The organism is Nonomuraea sp. NPDC050786 (assembly GCF_040654115.1).
Classification (GTDB): Bacteria; Actinomycetota; Actinomycetes; order Streptosporangiales; family Streptosporangiaceae; genus Nonomuraea.
Genome location: NZ_JBFAHJ010000018.1, coordinates 1 through 19,102, shown reverse-complemented (window position 1 = coordinate 19,102; position 19,102 = coordinate 1). Strand labels below are relative to the sequence as shown.

The window sequence follows — 19,102 nt, the reverse complement described above, 5'->3', positions numbered from 1 at the left end:
CCCCCCGGCGCAAGGCGTACGGCGCCTCACCCCCGAAGGAAGAACTCGTGAGACCTCGCGCGATCCTCCTGGCCCTCTCCACCCTCGCACTCAGCCTGTACGCCCTCCCCGCCCAGGCCGCCCCCCTCGCATCCGGGGCCACCGCGACGTTCGTCAAGGTCTCCGACTGGGGCTCCGGCTTCGAGGGCAAGGTCACCGTCACCAACGCCACCACCACGGCCATGACCGGCTGGAACGTCCAGTTCGACGTCCCCGCCGGCTACTCGATCCCCTCCGCGTGGGACGCGGTCATGTCGCGGAGCGGGCAGCACTACACCTTCATCAACCCGAGCTGGGCGCCCGCGCTCCCGGCGGGGGGCAGCGCAAGCTTCGGCTTCAACGGCAGCCCCGGCAACTTCCCCGGCATCACCGGCTGCACGCTGAACGGCGCTCCGTGCGGCGGCTCCTCGACCGGAACGCCCGGCGCGCCGGGCGCCGTCTCGGCCGCCGCCACCGCCAGCGCTATCACCCTCACGTGGGGGGCGTCCTCCGGAACGGTGACCGGTTACCGCGTCTACGAAGGGAGCGTTGTCAAGGCCACTGTCACGGGCACCACGGCCACGATCGGCGGGCTCGGCGCCTGCGAGAGCCACACTTACACCGTAAAGGCGTACAGCCCGGCGGGGGAGTCGGCCGGCCGCGACGCCACCGCGACCACCACCGGCTGCACCGGCGGCGGTGGAAACCTGCCGAAGCACTTCCTCACCGGCTACTGGCACAATTTCGCCAACGCCGCCGCCGAGCTCAAGCTGTCGGCCGTGCCCGACGAGTACGACCTGGTCGCGATCGCGTTCGGGGAGGCCACCGCCACCCCGGGCGAGGTGGCCTTCGCGCTCGACCCCGGCCTGGCCGCGGCGGTCGGCGGGTACACCGACGCCCAGTTCAGGGCCGACGTGCAGGCTTTGCACCAGCGGGGCAAGAAGGTCGTCCTGTCCGTCGGCGGCGAGGCAGGCCGGGTGCAGGTCGCCGACGCGGCCGGCGCGACGAGGTTCGCCGACTCCGTGTACGCGCTGATGCGCGCCTACGGTTTCGACGGCGTGGACATCGACCTGGAGAACGGCCTCAACGCCACTTACCTGGCCCAGGCGCTCAGGTCGCTGCGCGCCAAGGCCGGCTCCGGGCTGATCATCACGATGGCCCCCCAGACCATCGACATGCAGTCGACCGGGATGGAGTACTTCAAGCTCGCCCTGAGCATCAAGGACATCCTCACGGTCGTCCACACGCAGTACTACAACTCCGGCTCGATGCTCGGCTGCGACCAGGCACAGGCGTACACCCAGGGCTCGGTGAACTTCATGACCGCCCTCGCCTGCATCCAGCTCGAGAACGGCCTGCGCCCCGACCAGGTGGCGCTGGGCCTGCCGGCCGGGCCGGGCGCCGCGGGCGGCGGCGTCGTCTCGCCCTCCCTCGTCAACCAGGCGCTCGACTGCCTGGCCAAGCGCACCAGCTGCGGGACCTTCGTGCCACCGCGCGCCTACCCGGACATCAGGGGCGCGATGACGTGGTCCATCAACTGGGACGCGAGCAACAACTGGTCCTTCTCCAAGACCGTCAAGCCCCACCTCCAGGGAATGCCATGAAATTTCGCAGCAAATTCCTCGCGTTACTCGCCGGGATCGCCCTCGCGCTGACCGGCGCCGGATTCACGGCCGCCGCGCCCGCCGCGTACGGAGCCGTGCAGCAGCTGGCCGCCGCCTGGGCCCCGTGGACCGCGTACGCCGTCGGCGACGTCGTCACCTACAACGGCGTCGACTACGTGTGCCTGCAGGCCCACACCTCGCAGCCCGACTGGACGCCGCCCAACGTGCCGGCGCTCTGGAAGCCCGGCTCGGGCGGCGGCAACCCCGGCGCGCCCGGACAGCCCGGCGCGGTCAGCACGTCCGTGACGAACTCCAGCATCTCGCTGAGCTGGGGCGCCTCGTCCGGCACCGTGACCGGCTACCGCGTGTACGAGGGCTCGACGCAGCGGGCCCAGGTCAGCGGCACCAGCGCGACCATCTCCGGGCTCGGCACGTGCACGACGCACACGTACACGGTGAAGGCGTACAACTCGGCGGGTGAGTCGTCCGGCCGCGACGCCACCGCCACCACCAGCGGCTGCACCGGCGGCGGGACCAAGATGGCCGGCGCTCCCTACCTCTACATGGGCTGGGGCAACCCGCCCAACCCGGGCACCGTCATGGACGCGACCGGCGTCAAGTCGTTCACGATGGCGTTCATCCTGTCCAGCGGCGGCTGCACCCCCGCCTGGGACGGCAACCGCCCGCTGACCGGTGGCGCCGACCAGCAGGCGATCAACACGATCAAGTCGAAGGGCGGCAGCGTCCAGATCTCCTTCGGCGGCTGGTCGGGTAACAAGCTCGGCCCCAACTGCTCCACGCCGCAGGCGTTCGCGGGCGCGGTGCAGCAGGTCATCAACGCCGTCGGCCCCGCCGTCGTGGACTTCGACATCGAGAACACCGACGAGTTCGAGAACTACACCGTCCAGGACCGCATCCTGAACGGGATCAAGATCATCAAGCAGAACAACCCGAACGTCAAGGCCGTCGTCACCTTCGGCACCTCCAAGACCGGTCCCACCGCCCCCGGCGTGCGGCTCATCAACCAGTCCAAGGCGCTCGGCGTGCCGATCGACAACTACACGATCATGCCGTTCGACTTCGGCGGCACGAACATGTACCAGGACACGGTCAACGCCTCCGAGGGCCTGAAGAACGCGCTGAAGAGCGCCTTCGGGTGGAGCGACGCCCAGGCGTACGCGCACATGGGCATCTCTGGCATGAACGGCCTGTCCGACCAGCAGGAGCAGACCTCCCCGTCCACCTGGACGCAGATCCGCGACTGGGCCAGGTCGCACGGCCTGACCAGGCTCGCCTACTGGGCAGTCAACCGTGACCGCCCCTGCCCCGGCGGCGGCGTGGTCTCCAACTGCAGCGGCATATCCCAGGCCGACTGGGAGTTCACCAGGATCACCGCCGGCTTCTGACCGCTCACCGGCCCGTCTCCGCACCGGGGGGCGGGCCGCGGTCACATGACGAGCTGGGTGGGCTTGAGCGGGACGCCGAGGCCCGGCGGCCGGTAGGTCGGCAGCGCCTCGCCGTACTCGTGCATCCAGGCGTGGTCCACCAGCAGCCGCATCCGCCCCCCGCCGGGACCGGTGACGGTCTCGGCGGAGGGCCTGCGCCCGGAGAGCTTCTCGACCGCGTCCGCCACCGCCTCCGCGTCCGGCGCCGACAGGTCGCAGTGTTCGTCGGGCCCGATGAGCAGGTCCACGTCGGGCGGCAGCGGGTAGATCGGCCGCGGCAGGGCCAGCACGCGCGGCGGCGGCGCCATCGGCCAGCCGTCGCGCACCGCCTCCAGCAGCACCGAGCGCGACGTCCTGCGCGCGAACAGCCCGTCGGCCAGCGCCCAGCTCAGCGCGCCCACGTCCGACAGGTCCTCGCCGCACGCGTGCAGGCACAGGTACGGCACCAGCGGGATCCCCGCCCCGCTCGCCTGCGCCCACCCGCCGCCGCACCCGGTGAGCACCAGCAGCGCCACCATCGCCCGGTAGGCGGTGTCGGCGTGCGGCGTGTCCAGCCGCCCCGGCACGATCAGGCACCGCCCTCCCGTCTTCTCCGCCGTCACGCCCAGCTCGCGTGCGATCTTCAGCGTGCGCGACGCGGCCACCCCGGTGCACGCCTCCTGCCAGGCCGGCGTGTACGGCTCCGCCCGGTCGGCGTACCCGGACGGCCAGACACCGGGCAGCCCGGGGCGCGACACCCCGTAGGCGGCCAGCAGCAGGTCGAACACGGTCGTCACCAGCTCCTCGCCCTCCCGCAGCACCGGCACGCCGCGGCGCAGCACGCCGGGCCCGTCGTCGAAGCGCGGCAGCAGCACCTCCACCGCCTCGCCGCCGTACACGCTCAGCCGGTCACAGCCGCGCCCCAGCAGCCCGCCCGGCACGTACGCCGCCTCGCGCGCCCGCAGCCGCACCAGGGACGGCAGGTCGGTGCGTTCCATGGCGTGCTCGGCGAACGGCGTCCTGTCCAGGTAGAACTCCTTGAGCAGCACGTGCCCCATGGCCATCGCCAGCGCCCCGTCCGTGCCGGGGCGCACGACCAGCGTCTCGTCCGACAGCCGCGTGGGATGCGTGCCCACCGCGACCACCTTCTGCCCCTTGTACCGCCCGGCGATCACCCAGGGCGTGTCCGGCGTGCGTACCAGCCGGTTGTGCTCTCCCCACTGCAGCACGTACGCCGCCCGCGCCCAGTCGTCGGCGCCCGGGCCGGCGAACCGCGGCCCCAGCACCTGCTCGGGCGCGCACGGATGCTCGGTCAGCACCGCGCCGCCGAGACCGCCGACCAGCCGCGCCAGCGGCGAGGTGGCCAGCGCCGCCACCCGGTCCGCCCCGTGATGGGCGGCGGTGTGCATCATCGCCGCGGCCACCAGTTCGGCGACCGTGGCGTCGTCGAGCGGCACCCGCCGCTCGCCCCGCGCCGCGCGATATTGCTGTGAATTCGCTGTGAGTTTCGCCCAGGTGGCGACCGGGTCCCGTGTCGCATCCCTCACCTCGAAATAGAGCCTGACCAGTGCCTGGTTGACCTGCGATCCCCCCATGGAAAAAGTTCAACACAGACAGTGAGCCTCTATCGCCATACGTATCGGCATGTCGGGGATAAGAATTGGAAGCCCTGGTGGCAACCACTGCCGGTGTTGCGGCAGGCTAGAGGCCGCCATGGATTACGCAGTTCTCACGGGGATAGTCCTCGTCGCCGGTGTCGTGCTCGCTCTCATCGCCCAATGGCGTGATTGGCGACCACCGCTCATTGTCGCCGTCCTCGTGGGCGTGGCCGTCCGCCTGCTGATCATGTACACGTCGGCGATCGACTCGTGGCAGCCGGTCGACTTCATGGAGAGCTTCAAGCCCGCGGGCGAGGCGGTGCTGCGCGGCCAGGACCCGGTGCTGGCCAGCGAGGGCGGCTGGCACTTCCTGCCGACCATCCCCTACGTGTACGGCATCCTGCTCTGGCTCGGCATCCCGTGGGAGTTCGCCGGGCGCCTGGTCACCGTGGTCGCCGACATCGTGCTCATCCCGCTGGTGGCCAAGCTGGCCGGCGGTCCCAAGGCGTCGCTGCGGGCCCTGCAGTACGCGCTCAACCCGCTCGCCCTGATGATCGCCTGCATCCATGGCCAGGTGGAGCCGGTCGCGCTCGTCTTCGGCGTGGCCGCGTTCGTGGTCGCCCGCGGTTCCGGCCCGCTGGAGCGTCCCGGCATCGCGACGGACGTCGTCGCCAAGGTGCGGGCGGGCGTGGCCGCGTACGGCGTGCGCTCCTCGATCCCGCGGGTGATCGGCCGGGGCGGCATGCTGCACCGCGCCCTGCTGCCGGGGCCCGACGACCGGGCCGACCTCAAGCGCGGCGCGCTGGCCGGGATCCTGATGGGCCTGGCGCTGTGCGCGAAGAGCTGGCCGATCTGGCTGATCCCCGGCATGCTGCTGCTCCTGCCCAACCTGCGCTCCCGGGTCGCGGCGCTGTTCACCACCGGGCTCCTGCCGGTGTTCTTCCTGGTCACGCTGCCGATCTTCGCGGGCACGTCCCTCGACCAGATCCCCGCGGTGATCAACACGATCCGGGACATCCGGCCGATCATCGGCGAGTGGGGCTGGACGCCGTGGTTCACCGGCGGCGACTGGGCGCTGATACCGGCGCTGGCCTCCCTCGGCACGAACCTCATCTACGCGTGCGTCATCGCGGCGATTCTCATCTGGCGGCGAGCCGACCCGATCGACATGACCATCGCCATCCTGCTGATCTTCATGGTGGTGACGCCGCGGCTGGGCGCCCAGTACCTGATGTGGTTCATGCCGTTCCTGATCGCCAGGCCCACCAGGTTCGCCTGGCCGGCCATCGTGGGCGTGTCGATCTGGGCCGGATACGGCTACCTCTACATGACGCAGTTCGACGTCAACACCTGGTGGTACCTGCACCAGGACTGGTCGCGGGCGTCGATCGTGCTGCTGCCGGTCCTCTTGCTGGCCATGCCCTGGGGCCGCCGCGTCTCCACCGCGGCCCCGGGACTGGCCCACCTCACCGGGCGCTCGGCACCGGCCTGGATCAAGTCACCGGCATAGGCGCCCCCACAAGGCGATCCACTGGTCGGGGTGGACGTGGCCGACGACGGCGTCACGGGCGACGCCCGCGGCCTCCAGCGCGGCGTCCACCCCCTGGTAGCGCCTCTTCAGCGAGGCGCGCACCGAGCCGCCCACGCCGCCGAACCCCACTTCGACGAGCTCCAGGTACGACCGCCGCGCATGAACGAGCGGTTGCGGCCTGCGCTGGATGCGCAGGATCGCCGAGTCGACGGACGGGACGGGCCGGAAGCACTCCCTGCCGATCGTGTCGCGGAGCCGCCAGCTGAACCACGGCCACGACTCGACCGTGACCAGGCTCCAGCGGCCGTAGTCGCCCGTGCGCTTGCGGGCGTACTCCCGCTGGGTGAGCAGCGTCGCCGAGGTCAGCGAGTGCGCCCGCAGGCACCAGTCCACGATCTTCGACGTGATCGAGTACGGGATGTTGCCCACGACCGCGAACGGCTCCCGCGGCGCCCGAGCGGTGGTGAAGTCGCCCCTGACCACGTCGATCCTGGGATCGCCGCTCGTGCGGGCGGCCAGCCGTACGGCGAGCCTCGGGTCGATCTCGTAGGCGACGACCTTCGCGCCCGCCTCGGCCAGCGCCAAGGTGAGCACCCCCTCGCCCGCGCCGGGCTCCAGCACGAGCCCTTCGGGGGCGGCGGCCTTCACCATCAGATCGACCGCATGCCGGTCGGCCAGGAAATTCTGCGACAGCGCGCGTCGCGCCCGGTCCACGGGCGTGCGGCCACCGCTGTTCCTGGCTTTGCGCTGAGTATGTGAATAGTTTCCGTGCGCGAAATTCTGCGCCACAGCACTTGCCCTTCCGGGTCCTCGAGATTGACGGGTCTCGAAGGGCCCTGGGCACGCGTGCGGACGCGCGGATCAGGCTTGGATCAGATGCTCGCGTCCGCTAGCGGGCCAGAGCCCGGCCGCGGCGGATGCGAATGAAAACCTGGCAGGTGAACATGCATGTCATGCCGGTCACCGTAGACAGCGGCCGTTCACCCGGGCAACGCAATTAAATGGGATGCGCGGGCGGCGCCTGGTTCGCCACCCTGGGATGCGTGCAGGCGACGGTCACGGTCACCCCGGCGCAGCTCCCCGAGCTGCTGCTGCACGTCGCCGTGGTCCGGCCCGTGTTCCTCTGGGGCGCCCCCGGCATCGGCAAGAGCTCACTGGTACGCGAGTTCGCCGACTCGCTCGGACTGGAGTGCGTGACGCTGCTCGGCACCCAGCTCGCCCCCGAAGACCTGATCGGCGTGCCGGAGCTGGTCGACGGGCGCAGCCGGTTCGCGCCGCCCGAGTCGATCGCGCGCGCGGAGCCGTACTGCCTGTTCCTCGACGAGCTCAACGCCTCCGCGCCCGAGGTGCAGAAGGCGTTCTACTCGCTGATCCTCGACCGCAGGATCGGCACGTACGAGCTGCCCGCCGGCTCGGTGGTGATCGGCGCGGGCAACCGCGCCACCGACAACGCCCTCGCCCGCCCGATGGCGTCCGCGCTGATCAACCGGCTGGTCCACGTGCACCTGCGGGCCTCGGCGGACGACTGGCTGAAGTGGGCCGCCGCCAACGGCATCCACCCGTGGATCGTCGACTACCTGGTGCAGCGGCCCGACCACCTGTGGAGCCCGCCGCCCAAGACCGAGGAGCCGTTCTCCTCGCCGCGGGCCTGGCACATGCTCTCCGACGTGCTGCTGTCGTACGGCGACGACGTGCCCGACGAGACGATCGCCATGCTGGCGTTCGGCACGCTGACCGCCACGCACGCCTCCGCCTTCCGCGCCTACGTCAAGACCGTGCGGCACGCGTACGACCTGGAGGCCGTGCTGAAGGGCGAGGCCCCCTGGCCGCGCCGGCCCGAGGAGCGCGACCTGCTCTACTTCCTGGCCGAGGCGTTCCGCGCCCGCCTGATCAAGGAGCTGCCCGCGGACAAGCGCGGATCCTCCGCCCGCGGTCGAGACCTGGGCTTCCGGGCGAAGACGCTGCTGGTGGAGCTGGCCGAGATCTCCCTGGAATGCGCCCAGCTGGTCATCGCCAACAACGCCGACGGCGCGCCCGCCCTGCCCGCCTGGTTCCTGGTGGAGATCGGGAGGGACGTGCCGAGGCTGATGGCGGCTCGGTCATGAGCCGCGTCAAGGCCAAGGTCGATCCGTGGCGGGCAGAGATGCACAACGGCTGGAACGCCGTACTCCGGCAGCCGCTCTTCCGCGTCTTCCACAGCTACCTGCTGGAGGCCGAGCAGGACGAGCTGGGCAGTGACACCTGGGCCGTCGTCACCGACGACGGCGACGTGCGCTTCCACCCCAAGCGCCGCGCCCCCGCCGAGGAATGGACGTGGGTCTTCGCCCACCTGCTGCTCCACCTCGGCTTCGGCCATGCCGACCCGCGCGTCTGCGCGCCGAAGGACATCGACGGCGACCGCCCGGACCCCGCCTACCACGCGGCCTGCTGCCTGGCCGTGGAGCGGTTCCTGCGCACGCTCAAGATCGGGCGCTGCCCCTGGCCGCTCCCCGACGAGTTGCCCGAACAGGACGAGGTGGCGCTGTCGGAGCGCTGGCGCAGGCTCGGCGTGCCGCCCCCGTTCAAGCCGTCGGGCGAGCCCGACTTCCACATCGGCTCGGCGAAGTTGGCGGAGGACCTCGACTTCCAGCGCACGTTCGCGATCGGCATCGCCGAGGCGGCCACCAGCGCGCTCGACCGGGCCGGCGAGCCCCGCACCCCGGTCGAAGGGCACGTCAAGGGCCCCTGGGACCTGGCGCTGCGCTGGTTCACGTCGTCGTACCCGCTGCTCGGCGCGCTGGCCGCGGGCATGAAGATCGTCTCCGATGCCGAGCTGGCCAGGGGCTGGGCGATCTCGATCGCCGCGGTCAGCGCCGAGGCGGGGGAGATCTACATCAATCCGCTCGCCCGGCACTCCGAGCCCGAATGGCGTTTCGTGCTGGCCCACGAGATGTTGCACGCCGCGTTGCGCCACGGCGAGCGGTGCGGCATGAGGGACCCGTACCTGTGGAACGTCGCCTGTGACTACGTGATCAACGGGTGGCTGATCGAGATGGGTGTCGGCGAGATGCCGGAAGGGCTGCTGTTCGACCAGTCGCTCGCCGGCATGTCCGCGGAGGCGGTCTACGACCGCCTCTCCACCGACCTGCGCCGCCTGCGCAAGCTCGCCACCCTGCGCGGCCGCGGGCTCGGCGACGTGCTCGACCAGCCGCCCCGCCGCATCGGCGGATACGTCGACCTCGACGAGTACTACCGCAACGCGCTCTGCACCGGCCTGGCCTACCACCAGAGCAGCGGCCGCGGCCTGCTGCCCGCCGGGCTCGAGCAGGAGATCCGCGCGCTCGACCAGCCGCCGCTGCCCTGGGACGCCCGGCTCGCCCGCTGGTTCGACGAGCACTTCCAGCCCGAGGAGAAGCGGCGCTCCTACGCCCGCGCCTCGCGCAGGCAGGCGTCGAGCCCCGGCATCCCGCGGCCCGGCTGGGTGCGGCCCGAGGAGGTCGTGCGCAAGGCCACGTTCGGTGTGGTGCTGGACACCTCGGGGTCCATGGACGTGACGCTGCTCGGCAAGGCGCTCGGCGCGATCGCCTCCTACGCCGCGGCCCGCGACGTCCCGCGCGCCCGCGTGGTCTTCTGCGACGCCGCCGCCTACGACGCCGGATACCTGCCGGTCGAGGAGATCGCGGGCAAAGTCAGGGTGCGCGGCCGCGGCGGTACGGTGCTCCAGCCGGGTGTCAGGCTGCTCGAGCAGGCCGACGACTTCCCGCCGGACGGCCCCATCCTGGTGATCACCGACGGCGCGTGTGACGTGCTGCACATCCGCAGGGAGCACGCGTTCCTGGTGCCGCAGGGCGCCTCGCTGCCGTTCCGGCCGCGCGGGCCGGTGTTCTTCGTGAAATGAGCGCCCGCTGCGGGGAGCGAGCGCTTTTCGGGGGAGTGAGCGCTTTGAGCCCGCTTTGAAGTGGCTCGGGTAGACCTTTAACCATGGACCGACCGGCCAGGGTGCTCGTCGTGGACGACGAGCCGAACATCCGCGCCCTGCTCTCACAGACGTTACGACTGGTGTCGTTCGAGGTGCGGACCGTGGAGACGGGCGCGGAGGCGGTGAGCGCCGCCAGGGAGTTCAAGCCCGACATCGTGGTGCTCGACGTGATGCTGGCGGACTTCGACGGGTTCGAGGTCGCCAGGCGGCTGGAGGAGCGCATTCCCGTGCTGTTCCTGACCGCGCGCGACCGGGTGGAGGACCGCGTACAGGGGCTCACGCTGGGCGCCGACGACTACGTGGCCAAGCCGTTCAGCCTGGAGGAAGTGGTGCTGCGCATCCGCGCGATCCTGCGCCGCAGCCGCTCGGCGCCACGGGACGAGATCCTCCGCTACGCCGACCTGGAGCTGGACCCGCACGCCCACGAGGTACGCAGGGCCGGGGTGCCGGTCGACCTGTCGCCCACCGAGTTCAACCTGCTCGAATATCTTCTGACGAACGCGGGCCGGGTGGTGAGCAAGGCCCAGATCCTCGACAGCGTGTGGCGCTACGACTTCGATGGCGACTCCAGCATCGTCGAGTCGTACGTCTACTACCTGCGCAAGAAGATCGACAAGTGGGAGCCGCAGCTCATCCACACCGTGCGCGGCGTCGGCTACACGCTCAGGACCCCGCGGTGAGGCCCGCCACCTGGACCCTGCGCACCCGCCTGGTCATGGCCGTGCTCGGGCTCGCCGCGCTCGGGCTGGTGCTCGCCAACGTGGCGGGCATCGTGCTCCTCCACGACAACCTGATGGACCGCGTGGACAAGCAACTCCAGCAGATTACCAAGGTGGCCACCGCCAAGGGCGTTCAGATGATCCCGCGGAAGCCGATCGTGAACGACGTCTGGGACGTGCTCACGAAGCGGATCGCCGCCGTCCAGCAGGTCATGATCTACGACCCCGACGGCACGCTGCGGTTCAGGTCCTCGGCCGAGCGCGGCGATCCCGCCCCCGTCCTCGACGAGATCAGGACCGACGGCCCCTACACCGTGCCGGGCACCAGCGGGCCCTCGTGGCGGGTCCGTGCCGTGCCGCTGTCCAACGGCAGCACCTGGATCTTCGCCCAGTCGCTCGCCGAGCTCGAGCAGACCCAGACCTCGGCCATCGCCATCGCCGCCGTGGTGAGCGGGTTCGTGCTGCTCCTGCTCGGCCTGGCCGCCGACGCCCTGGTACGCCTCGGCCTGCGCCCGCTGACCAGGATGGAGGCCACGGCCGGCCACATAGCGCGCGGCGACTTCGCCCGACGCGTGCCCGCCCACGACCCGCACACCGAGCCCGGCCGCCTGGCCGGCGCCATGAACGTCATGCTCGACCGGCTCCAGGCCGAGATCGCCGCCAGGACCGACTCCGAGGCCCGCATGCGGCGCTTCCTGGCCGACGCCTCCCACGAGCTGCGCACCCCGCTCACCTCCGTGCGCGGCTTCGCCGAGCTGCACCGCAGGGGCGGCGACGCCGGCGAGGCCATGCGCAGGATCGAGGACGAGGCCGCCAGGATGGGCGTGCTGGTCAACGACCTGCTGACGCTGGCCCAGCTCGACGAGGAACGCCCGCTCGACCGGCGCCCCGTCGACCTGCTGGAGGTGGCGGCGGACACGATCCGCGACACCCGCGTACGCGTGCCGGACCGGCAGGTCAAGCTGGCCGGGCTCGACGGCCGGCTCGCGCCCGTCTCGATCGTCGGCGACGACGCCCGCCTGCGCCAGGTGGCCGCCAACCTCGTCGGCAACGCGCTCTGCCACACGCCTCCCGACGCCGCCGTCACCGTCAGGGTCGGCAGGTCCGGCGGCACGGCCGTGCTGGAGGTGTCGGACACCGGTCCGGGTGTGCCGTCCGAGCATGTACCGCGCCTGTTCGACCGCCTCTACCGCGTCGGCCAGGGCAGATCCAGGGCCGACGGCGGCGCCGGGCTCGGCCTCGCCATCGTCTCCGCCATCGTCCGCGCCCACGGCGGCCGCGTCGAGGTGGACACGGCGCCCGGCGAAGGTGCCACCTTCCGCGTGCTCCTACCTGACTCCGAGGCGGCTCCAAGCTCGCATTGAAGCGCGCTCGGCACATTCGGAGCATGAACAGAACACTCATCGCGACGGCCCTGCTGGCCACCCTGGCGGCCGGCTGCGGCAGCCCGCAGAACGGCACCGGGGTTGCCTCCGTGGCCGCGGGCGCCTCCACGCGGCCCTCCGCCGGCGCCAGTGCGACCGCGACGGCCGATCCGCAGGAGCAAGGCAGGAAATTCGCCCAGTGCATGCGCGACCACGGGATCCCCATGGACGACCCTGACCCGGCGAAGAAGGGCGGCGGCCTCGCTGCCATCGGCGAGAACGTCGACAAGGTGAAGGTCAAGGACGCCGCGCGGGCCTGCAAGGCTTACGCGCCGTTCATGGACCGCAAGAACATTAAGCCGGAGGACGTCGAGCGGCTGCGCGCGTTCGCCAAGTGCATGCGCGACAACGGCGTCGACATGCCCGACCCGAACCCCGACGGCACTCTCGCCAGCGGCACCGCGCGCAGCCTCAAGCGCGACGACCCGAAGTTCCAGAAGGCGTTCGAGATCTGCGGCAAGAACTTCCCGTGGCTGGGAGGGAGCAAGTGACGCAGGTCAAAGAGCCGTCCCTCGCCGCGCGTGCCTTACCGCCACGCCGGCGCCGTCCGTTGCGGATGCTGGCGTGGACAGGAGGAGCCGCGCTGCTCGCCGCCGCCGTCGCGGCCGCCGCCCTGGGTTTCGGCGGCAACGGCACCGGTACGGCCGCCGCCGTCCGCACGCCCCCCGCCACCGCCAAGGCCACCCGTACGACCCTCACCGAGACCGAGACCGTGGACGGCACCCTCGGCTACGGCGAGACCCTGACCGTCAGCGGCAAGTCCCAGGGCACGATCACCTGGCTACCGGACGAGGGCACCACCATCACACGAGGCCACGGCGTCTACAGCGTGGACGCCGACCGCCGCCCCCTCCTGTACGGCAGCATGCCCCTCTACCGCACCCTGCAGGACGGCGTCGAGGGCAAGGACGTCGAGCTGCTCGAACGCAACCTGAAAGCGCTCGGCTACACCGGCTTCGACGTGGACGACACGTTCACCTGGGCCACCAGGGAGGCGGTCGAGGACTGGCAGGACGACCTGGGCCTCGACGTCACCGGCGAGGTGCGGCCCGGAGACGTCGTGATCGCCGACGGCCCCATCCGCGTCGGCGAGCTGAAGAAGGCGCTCGGCGACACGGCGAGCGGCCCCGTGCTGACCGCCACTGGCACCGCGCGCGAGGTGCTGGTCAACCTCGACGTCGCCGACGAACACCTGGTCAGGAAGGGCATGAAGGCCACCGTCGAGCTGCCCGACGGCGCCACGGTGAACGGCAGGATCACCAGTGTGGGCAAGGTCGCCACCGAGACCGGCACCGGCAACGACACCACCACCACGGTCGAGGTCAAGATTTCCGTGAGCGGGCTGAAGAAGTCGTACGACTCCGCGCCCGTGGACGTCACGATCGTGTCGGACCAGCGGGAGAACGTCCTGGCCGTGCCCGTCGGCGCGCTGCTCGCGCTGGCCGAGGGCGGCTACGGCGTGCAGGTCGTCGAGGGCTCCGCCACCCGCTACGTCGCGGTCGCGACCGGCATGTTCGCCGACGGCCAGGTCGAGGTCACCGGCGTGCAAGAGGGCATGACCGTGGCGGTGCCCAAGTGATCGCCGAACTGCACGACGTCAGCAAGCACTACGGCGACGTCGCCGCGCTCCGCGGGGTCTCCATGACCATCGACCACGGCGAGCTCGTCGGCATCGTCGGCCCCTCGGGCTCGGGCAAGTCGACCATGCTCAACATGATCGGCACTCTCGACCAGCCCTCGGGCGGTCTGGTCCGCATCGCGGGGCACGACGTGGGCGCGCTCACCGACAAGCAGCTGTCGGCGCTGCGCGCGAATGTCATCGGCTTCGTCTTCCAGCAGTTCCACCTGGCCGCCGGGGTCTCCGCGCTGGACAACGTGGCCGACGGCCTCCTGTACGCGGGCCCGTCCCTGCGGGAGCGGCGGCTGCGCGCGTACGACGCCCTGGAACGCGTCGGGCTGGGGCACCGGCTCGGCCACCGCCCCCACGAGCTGTCCGGCGGTGAGCGGCAGCGCGTGGCCATCGCCCGCGCCGTCGTCGGCGACCCGAAACTGCTGCTGGCCGACGAGCCGACCGGCAACCTCGACTCTCGCTCCGGAGCCGGCGTGATGGAGCTGCTGCGCGAGCTGAACGCGGGCGGCACCACCGTGGTCGTCATCACCCATGACCGCGACATCGCGGCCTCGCTGCCCAGGCAGATCGAGATGCTCGACGGCTGTGTCGTGCCGGAGGCACGCAGTGGGGTCGTGCCGGAGGCACGCAGTGGGGTCGTGCCGGAGGCACGCAGTGGGGTCGTGCCGGAGGCACGCAGTGGGCTCGTGGACGGGGTACCGCGGTGACCGCCCTGGTAGCGGCCCGCATGCGGCCGCGCGACGTGATCAGGGTCGGCGGGGCCGGCCTGCGGGCCAGGCCGCTGCGGGTGTTCCTGTCGGCGCTCGGCATCGCCATCGGTATCGCGGCCATGCTCGGCGTCGTCGGCATCTCCGCCTCCAGCCAGGAGGACCTCAACCGGCAGCTCGAAGCGCTCGGCACGAACCTGCTCACCGTCTCGCCCGGCCAGTCCCTGTTCGGCGAGGCGTCGCACCTGCCCGCGGAGGCCGAAGGCATGATCGGCCAGATCGGGCCCGTCACCGCGGTCACCGCCACCGGCACGGCCCCGGCCAAGGTGTACCGCAACGACCACATCCCCGCGGCCCAGACCAGCAGCCTCTCCGTCACCGCCGCCCGGCTCGACCTGCTCCAGGACGTCGGCGCCACCGTCGCGAGCGGCACCTGGCTGAACGAGGCCACCCATCGCTACCCGGCGACCGTGCTTGGCGCCAAGGCGGCCGACCGGCTCGGCGTCGTCCGGGCCGGCCCGGACCAGCGCGTGTGGCTGGGCGGGCGGTGGTTCACCGTCGTGGGCGTGCTCGCACCCGCGCCACTCGCCCCCGAACTGGACACGGCCGCCCTGGTCGGCTGGCCGGTCGCCGAGGAGCGGCTCGGCTTCGACGGCTACCCGACCACGATCTACACCAGGGCACAGGAGGCGTCCGTCGTCGCCGTGCGCGACGTGCTCGCCGCGACCGCGAACCCCGAGAAGCCCAACGAGGTCGAGGTCTCCAGACCGTCGGACGTGCTGGCCGCCAAGCAGGCCACCGACGCCACGCTGAACGCGCTCCTGCTCGGCCTCGGCGGCGTCGCGCTGCTGGTGGGCGGCGTGGGCGTGGCCAACACGATGGTCATCTCGGTGCTCGAGCGGCGAGCGGAGATCGGCCTGCGCCGCTCGCTGGGGGCCACGCGCGGCCAGGTCCGCCTGCAGTTCCTGGCCGAGTCGCTGCTGCTGTCGGCCATCGGCGGAGTGGGCGGCGTGCTGCTCGGCATCGGCGTCACGGCGGCCTACGCGGGCTTGCAGGGCTGGCCCGGGACCGTACCGCTCTGGGCGATGCTCGGAGGCGTCTTCGCCACGCTGATCATCGGCGGCGTCGCGGGCTTCTACCCGGCCGTACGCGCCGCGCGGATGTCACCGACGGAGGCGCTCGCTACTCCGTGACGACGATGACCCGGACGAGGTGCCCGTGCGACTTGAAGATCCCCGGAGAGTCGCCGGGGAGCACGCCGGTCACGCAGTCGTACACATTGGCGCTCACCTGGTGCACCAGGAAGGAGGGCTCGGCGATCACCGACAGCAGCCTGATCACGGCCCGCTGCACGTCGATGCCCTCCAGCCCCTCCTCCGGGCGGGCCCGCACCTCGTAGAAGCCGTCGTCGAGCAGCCGCTCGCCCAGCACCTCCCAGCCAGGGACGCGCCGCAGGTGGGGGAGAAGATGCGCTTCGGGCTCCTCGGTGACCCACCCCTCTGTGCGCATCATCTCCTCGAGCCGCCGCACGGCCGGCAGCATCGCCGCCGCGTCGCTCACGCCGGTGAACCGCTCGTCCCCGTCCCATCGCCGCTGCCGCTCCATACGTCCGATTTTGACAAGAGAACGGCCTGGGGCAAGAGATAGGTTCGCCCGCATGGACGTGATCGACCGCGCCGAGCGATACCTGCAGCTCCACGGGCGCCTCATCGACAGGTTGCGTTTCGAGGCGCTCTTCAAGGACGGGCCCCGCGAGCGGGTGCTCGACGTGCTGCGCTGCTACCAGAACGCCGACGGCGGCTTCGGCAACGCGCTCGAGCCCGACCTGCGCGGCGCGGGCAGCCAGCCGGAGCCTGTCGAGGTGGCGTTCTGGATCCTGGACGAGCTCGACGCGTTCGACTCGCCGATGGTGCCGGCCGCCTGCGACTACCTGGCCGAGGTCAGCGCGCCCGACGGCGGCGTGCCGTTCGTCCTGCCGTCCGTCCGCGACACTCCGCACGCGCCCTGGTGGGAGACCCCCGACTCGCCGCCCGGGAGCCTCGTCCCCACCGCGTCGATCGCGGGGCTGCTGCACAAGCACGGCAGCACCCATCCCTGGCTGGCCGCCGCCACCGACTTCTGCTGGTCGCGGATCGCCGCGATCAGCGAGACCAGCCCGTACGAGGCCAGGGCCGTGATGACGTTCCTGGACCTGGTGCCCGACCGTCCCCGTGCGGAGGCGGAGTTCGCACGACTGCGCGAGGCCGTCCTCGCGACCGTCTCCTTCGACCCCGGCGCGCCGGGGGAGGCGCATTTCCCGCTGGACTTCGCGCCCGAGCCGCTACGGCTCCCGCTGTTCACCCCGGACGTCCTGGACACCCACCTCGACGCCCTGATCGCCGCGCAGTCCCACGACGGGGGATGGAGCGGGAACTGGCTGATGTGGACCCCGCTCGTGGAGCACGAATGGGGCGGATACGTCACCGTGCAGAGACTCAAGACGCTGCGCGCGTACGGGCGGCTGCCCGGCCTCTGTCGGTGAGGTCGCGTACGTTGGGGGCATGTACGTCGAACGGCCCCCGACCGCCGGGCTCGCCGACCGCGTCGCCTGCGAGTGGCGTCAGGTCAGCGAGGCGGACACCACGCAGCTCGTGGTGCCCGACGCCTGCGTCGACCTGATCTGGGGGCCGGAGGGCCTGTTCGTGGCCGGCCCTGACACGGGCCCCATGCCGACACCCATGGCTGCGGGCGACACGTTCGTGGGCATCCGGTTCAAGCCGGGCGCCGCGGGCGACTTCTTCGGCCTCCCGCTCCAGGAGCTCCGCGACCAGCGCGTCCGGCTGTCCGACCTGCCACCCCTGCACGTCCCGGACGCCCCTCCTTCGCGGCGGCTCGACGCGCTGCGGGCCGCGGTCAGAGCTCGCCTGGCCCAGGGGACATCCGCCGATCCCGCGAGCTTCGCCATCGCGGGCGCGCTGCGAAACGGTCGCACGGTCGGAGAGGTGGCGTGGGACCTGGGCTTCAGCGAGCGGCAGCTGCATCGCCGCAGCCTGGCCTCGTTCGGCTACGCGCCCAAGACCCTCCAGCGCATCGTCCGCTTCCAGCGCGCGCTGACCCTGGCCCGCGCGGGTGTCCCGCTGGCGGAGGTGGCGCTCGCGGCCGGCTACGCCGACCAGGCGCACCTGTCACACGACGTCAAACGGCTGAGCGGGGTGTCCATGCGCCACCTCGTGTCACTTTCCGGGTAGCTTCCCCGACACCAGCGCCTGCGCCCACCCGGCGCTCGGATCGCTGTCGATGAACAGCGCCCGCGCCAGCAGACTGAGCGGAATGGCGAGAACGGCGCCCAGCGGCCCCAGCACGAAAGTCCACACGATCAGCGAGATGAAGGTCACGGTCGTGGAGAGCCCCACGGCGTCCCCCAGGAATTTCGGGAGAATGAACGACTGGGTGACGACATTGGTGATCGTGTACGCCGCGATGACGAGCAGCATTTTCTGCACGCCGCCGTCCAGCAGGGCGAGCATGGCGGGCGGCAGCAGGCCGATGAGGAAGCCGATGTTGGGGATGTAGTTGGCGATCAGCGCGAGCACGCCCCAGAGCAGCGGGAGCGGCACGTCCAGCAGCGACAGGGCGATCACGTCGATGATCGCGTAAATCAGCCCGAACACGGTCGAGACAATCAGATAGCGCCGCGTTTTGTGCGTGAAGATGCCGAGGGCGGTCACCAGCCGCGGCCTTCTGCCCACGCCGGAGGTGAGAATTTTCGCGGTCACCGGCGCGTCGAGACACATCGCCAGCAACAGCACGACGATGAGGAACATCGCCGAGAGAATGCCGATCAAACTGCCGAGCAGACTCTGCGCCAATTCCACGATCTTTCCCGGGTCGAACGCCCGCAGCCCTCTGTAGATCATTTCGTTGCTGAGGCCGTGCGTGGTGGCCCAGCGCTGCGCGTCAGTGAGAAGACGCTCGAACTGGTCGGCGTACGTGGGCAGCAGCGAGGCGAGCTGGGTGGCCGAGATGGTCAGGATGCCGACCATGCCGAGGAGCACGAGCACCACGATGAGGAACGGCACGACGACCTGGAGCCAGACGGGCGCGCGCCTGGCGGCGAGCCACCCGCGTACCGGGGAGACGGCGATGACGAGCACCAGGGCCAGCACGACGGGGCCGGCGATCGACGCCACCTCGCGGATTCCGTAGAGGACGACCATTGCGGCGGCGATGCCCACCAGGATGATGAGCGCCCTGGGCGCGGGTTGATCTCGCACTCCCGGTACGTACCCCCGGTTCGCACGCGAACCATCGATTTGACGGTTCCCGGAGGCGTACATAGAGTTCACCAGTCCCGCGAGGACGGCGATGATCGCCGGTCTCACTCGGGGACAACCTCCTGACACTTCCACTCCGGCGGATGTACGCATCACTCCGGAGGGGCTGGTAAGTTAGAGGGGTTGTCCCGGAAGCGGGGCGCGGATTAATTCCAGCAGGTCGAGCAAGTCGGGTC

The 19,102-nt window shown here is 71.2% G+C and carries 17 protein-coding genes; 13 read left to right on the top strand and 4 right to left on the bottom strand.

Annotated elements, in window-relative coordinates; translation table 11 throughout:
* Positions 1-47: 47 nt before the first annotated feature.
* Entirely contained in the window at positions 48-1,622 is a 1,575-nt protein-coding gene (locus AB0H84_RS28925) for a cellulose binding domain-containing protein (RefSeq protein ID WP_357610731.1), read from the top strand.
* Positions 1,619-3,028: a carbohydrate-binding protein gene (locus tag AB0H84_RS28920; RefSeq protein WP_357610728.1), complete on the top strand. Its 1,410-nt coding sequence runs from the start codon at positions 1,619-1,621 to the stop codon at positions 3,026-3,028. The genes AB0H84_RS28925 and AB0H84_RS28920 overlap by 4 nt, the downstream gene beginning before the upstream one ends.
* A 41-nt stretch (positions 3,029-3,069) precedes the next feature.
* On the opposite strand, the gene AB0H84_RS28915 is transcribed toward AB0H84_RS28920, so the two are convergent.
* Positions 3,070-4,641, bottom strand: coding sequence for a hypothetical protein (locus AB0H84_RS28915; protein WP_357610725.1), 1,572 nt, complete (start codon positions 4,639-4,641; stop codon positions 3,070-3,072).
* Positions 4,642-4,759: 118 nt separating this feature from the next.
* Between AB0H84_RS28915 and AB0H84_RS28910 the strand changes: the two genes are divergently transcribed.
* Positions 4,760-6,154 (top strand): hypothetical protein, encoded by a 1,395-nt coding sequence (locus AB0H84_RS28910; RefSeq protein ID WP_357610722.1) that lies wholly within the window; start codon positions 4,760-4,762, stop codon positions 6,152-6,154.
* On the opposite strand, the gene erm is transcribed toward AB0H84_RS28910, so the two are convergent.
* Positions 6,143-6,889: an ErmE/ErmH/ErmO/ErmR family 23S rRNA (adenine(2058)-N(6))-methyltransferase gene (gene erm, locus AB0H84_RS28905; RefSeq protein WP_357610719.1), complete on the bottom strand. Its 747-nt coding sequence runs from the start codon at positions 6,887-6,889 to the stop codon at positions 6,143-6,145. The genes AB0H84_RS28910 and erm overlap by 12 nt on opposite strands.
* Before the next feature lie 329 nt (positions 6,890-7,218).
* Between erm and AB0H84_RS28900 the strand changes: the two genes are divergently transcribed.
* The 8 genes from AB0H84_RS28900 (at position 7,219) to AB0H84_RS28865 (ending at position 15,806) form a co-directional block, all read left to right on the top strand.
* Positions 7,219-8,280, top strand: coding sequence for a MoxR family ATPase (locus tag AB0H84_RS28900; protein WP_357610716.1), 1,062 nt, complete (start codon positions 7,219-7,221; stop codon positions 8,278-8,280).
* The gene (locus AB0H84_RS28895; protein WP_357610713.1) at positions 8,277-10,052 is read left to right on the top strand and encodes a hypothetical protein; all 1,776 of its coding nucleotides are present in this window, start codon (positions 8,277-8,279) and stop codon (positions 10,050-10,052) included. The genes AB0H84_RS28900 and AB0H84_RS28895 overlap by 4 nt, the downstream gene beginning before the upstream one ends.
* Positions 10,053-10,135: 83 nt before the next feature.
* A complete protein-coding gene (locus AB0H84_RS28890; RefSeq protein WP_357610710.1) occupies positions 10,136-10,813 on the top strand; it encodes a response regulator transcription factor in 678 nt (225 codons plus the stop codon).
* Positions 10,810-12,216 carry a HAMP domain-containing sensor histidine kinase gene (locus AB0H84_RS28885; RefSeq protein ID WP_357610707.1) on the top strand — a complete coding sequence of 469 codons (1,407 nt, stop codon included), beginning with the start codon at positions 10,810-10,812 and terminating at the stop codon, positions 12,214-12,216. The genes AB0H84_RS28890 and AB0H84_RS28885 overlap by 4 nt, the downstream gene beginning before the upstream one ends.
* A 23-nt stretch (positions 12,217-12,239) precedes the next feature.
* Positions 12,240-12,767, top strand: a complete 528-nt coding sequence (locus AB0H84_RS28880; protein WP_357610704.1) for a hypothetical protein — start codon at positions 12,240-12,242, stop codon at positions 12,765-12,767.
* Positions 12,764-13,855: a peptidoglycan-binding protein gene (locus AB0H84_RS28875; protein ID WP_357610701.1), complete on the top strand. Its 1,092-nt coding sequence runs from the start codon at positions 12,764-12,766 to the stop codon at positions 13,853-13,855. The genes AB0H84_RS28880 and AB0H84_RS28875 overlap by 4 nt, the downstream gene beginning before the upstream one ends.
* Complete coding sequence (locus AB0H84_RS28870; protein WP_357611248.1) at positions 13,855-14,613, top strand: ABC transporter ATP-binding protein; 759 nt, start codon at positions 13,855-13,857, stop codon at positions 14,611-14,613. Before AB0H84_RS28875 ends, AB0H84_RS28870 begins: the two co-directional genes overlap by 1 nt.
* Positions 14,614-14,633: 20 nt before the next feature.
* Positions 14,634-15,806, top strand: a complete 1,173-nt coding sequence (locus tag AB0H84_RS28865; RefSeq protein WP_357611245.1) for an ABC transporter permease — start codon at positions 14,634-14,636, stop codon at positions 15,804-15,806.
* On the opposite strand, the gene AB0H84_RS28860 is transcribed toward AB0H84_RS28865, so the two are convergent.
* Positions 15,796-16,218, bottom strand: coding sequence for a hypothetical protein (locus tag AB0H84_RS28860; protein WP_357610699.1), 423 nt, complete (start codon positions 16,216-16,218; stop codon positions 15,796-15,798). The two genes, AB0H84_RS28865 and AB0H84_RS28860, sit on opposite strands and share 11 nt — an antisense overlap.
* Before the next feature lie 52 nt (positions 16,219-16,270).
* Here AB0H84_RS28860 and AB0H84_RS28855 point away from each other — a divergent pair, with 52 nt between their 5' ends.
* Together AB0H84_RS28855 and AB0H84_RS28850 are read left to right on the top strand one after the other, a co-directional pair.
* Positions 16,271-17,134 (top strand): hypothetical protein, encoded by an 864-nt coding sequence (locus tag AB0H84_RS28855; protein WP_357610696.1) that lies wholly within the window; start codon positions 16,271-16,273, stop codon positions 17,132-17,134.
* 19 nt (positions 17,135-17,153) lie between these two features.
* The gene (locus AB0H84_RS28850) at positions 17,154-17,840 is read left to right on the top strand and encodes a helix-turn-helix transcriptional regulator (protein WP_357610693.1); all 687 of its coding nucleotides are present in this window, start codon (positions 17,154-17,156) and stop codon (positions 17,838-17,840) included.
* Here the strand turns inward: AB0H84_RS28850 and AB0H84_RS28845 are convergent.
* Positions 17,826-18,866, bottom strand: coding sequence for an AI-2E family transporter (locus tag AB0H84_RS28845; RefSeq protein WP_357610690.1), 1,041 nt, complete (start codon positions 18,864-18,866; stop codon positions 17,826-17,828). The genes AB0H84_RS28850 and AB0H84_RS28845 overlap by 15 nt on opposite strands.
* Positions 18,867-19,102: the final 236 nt, after the last annotated feature.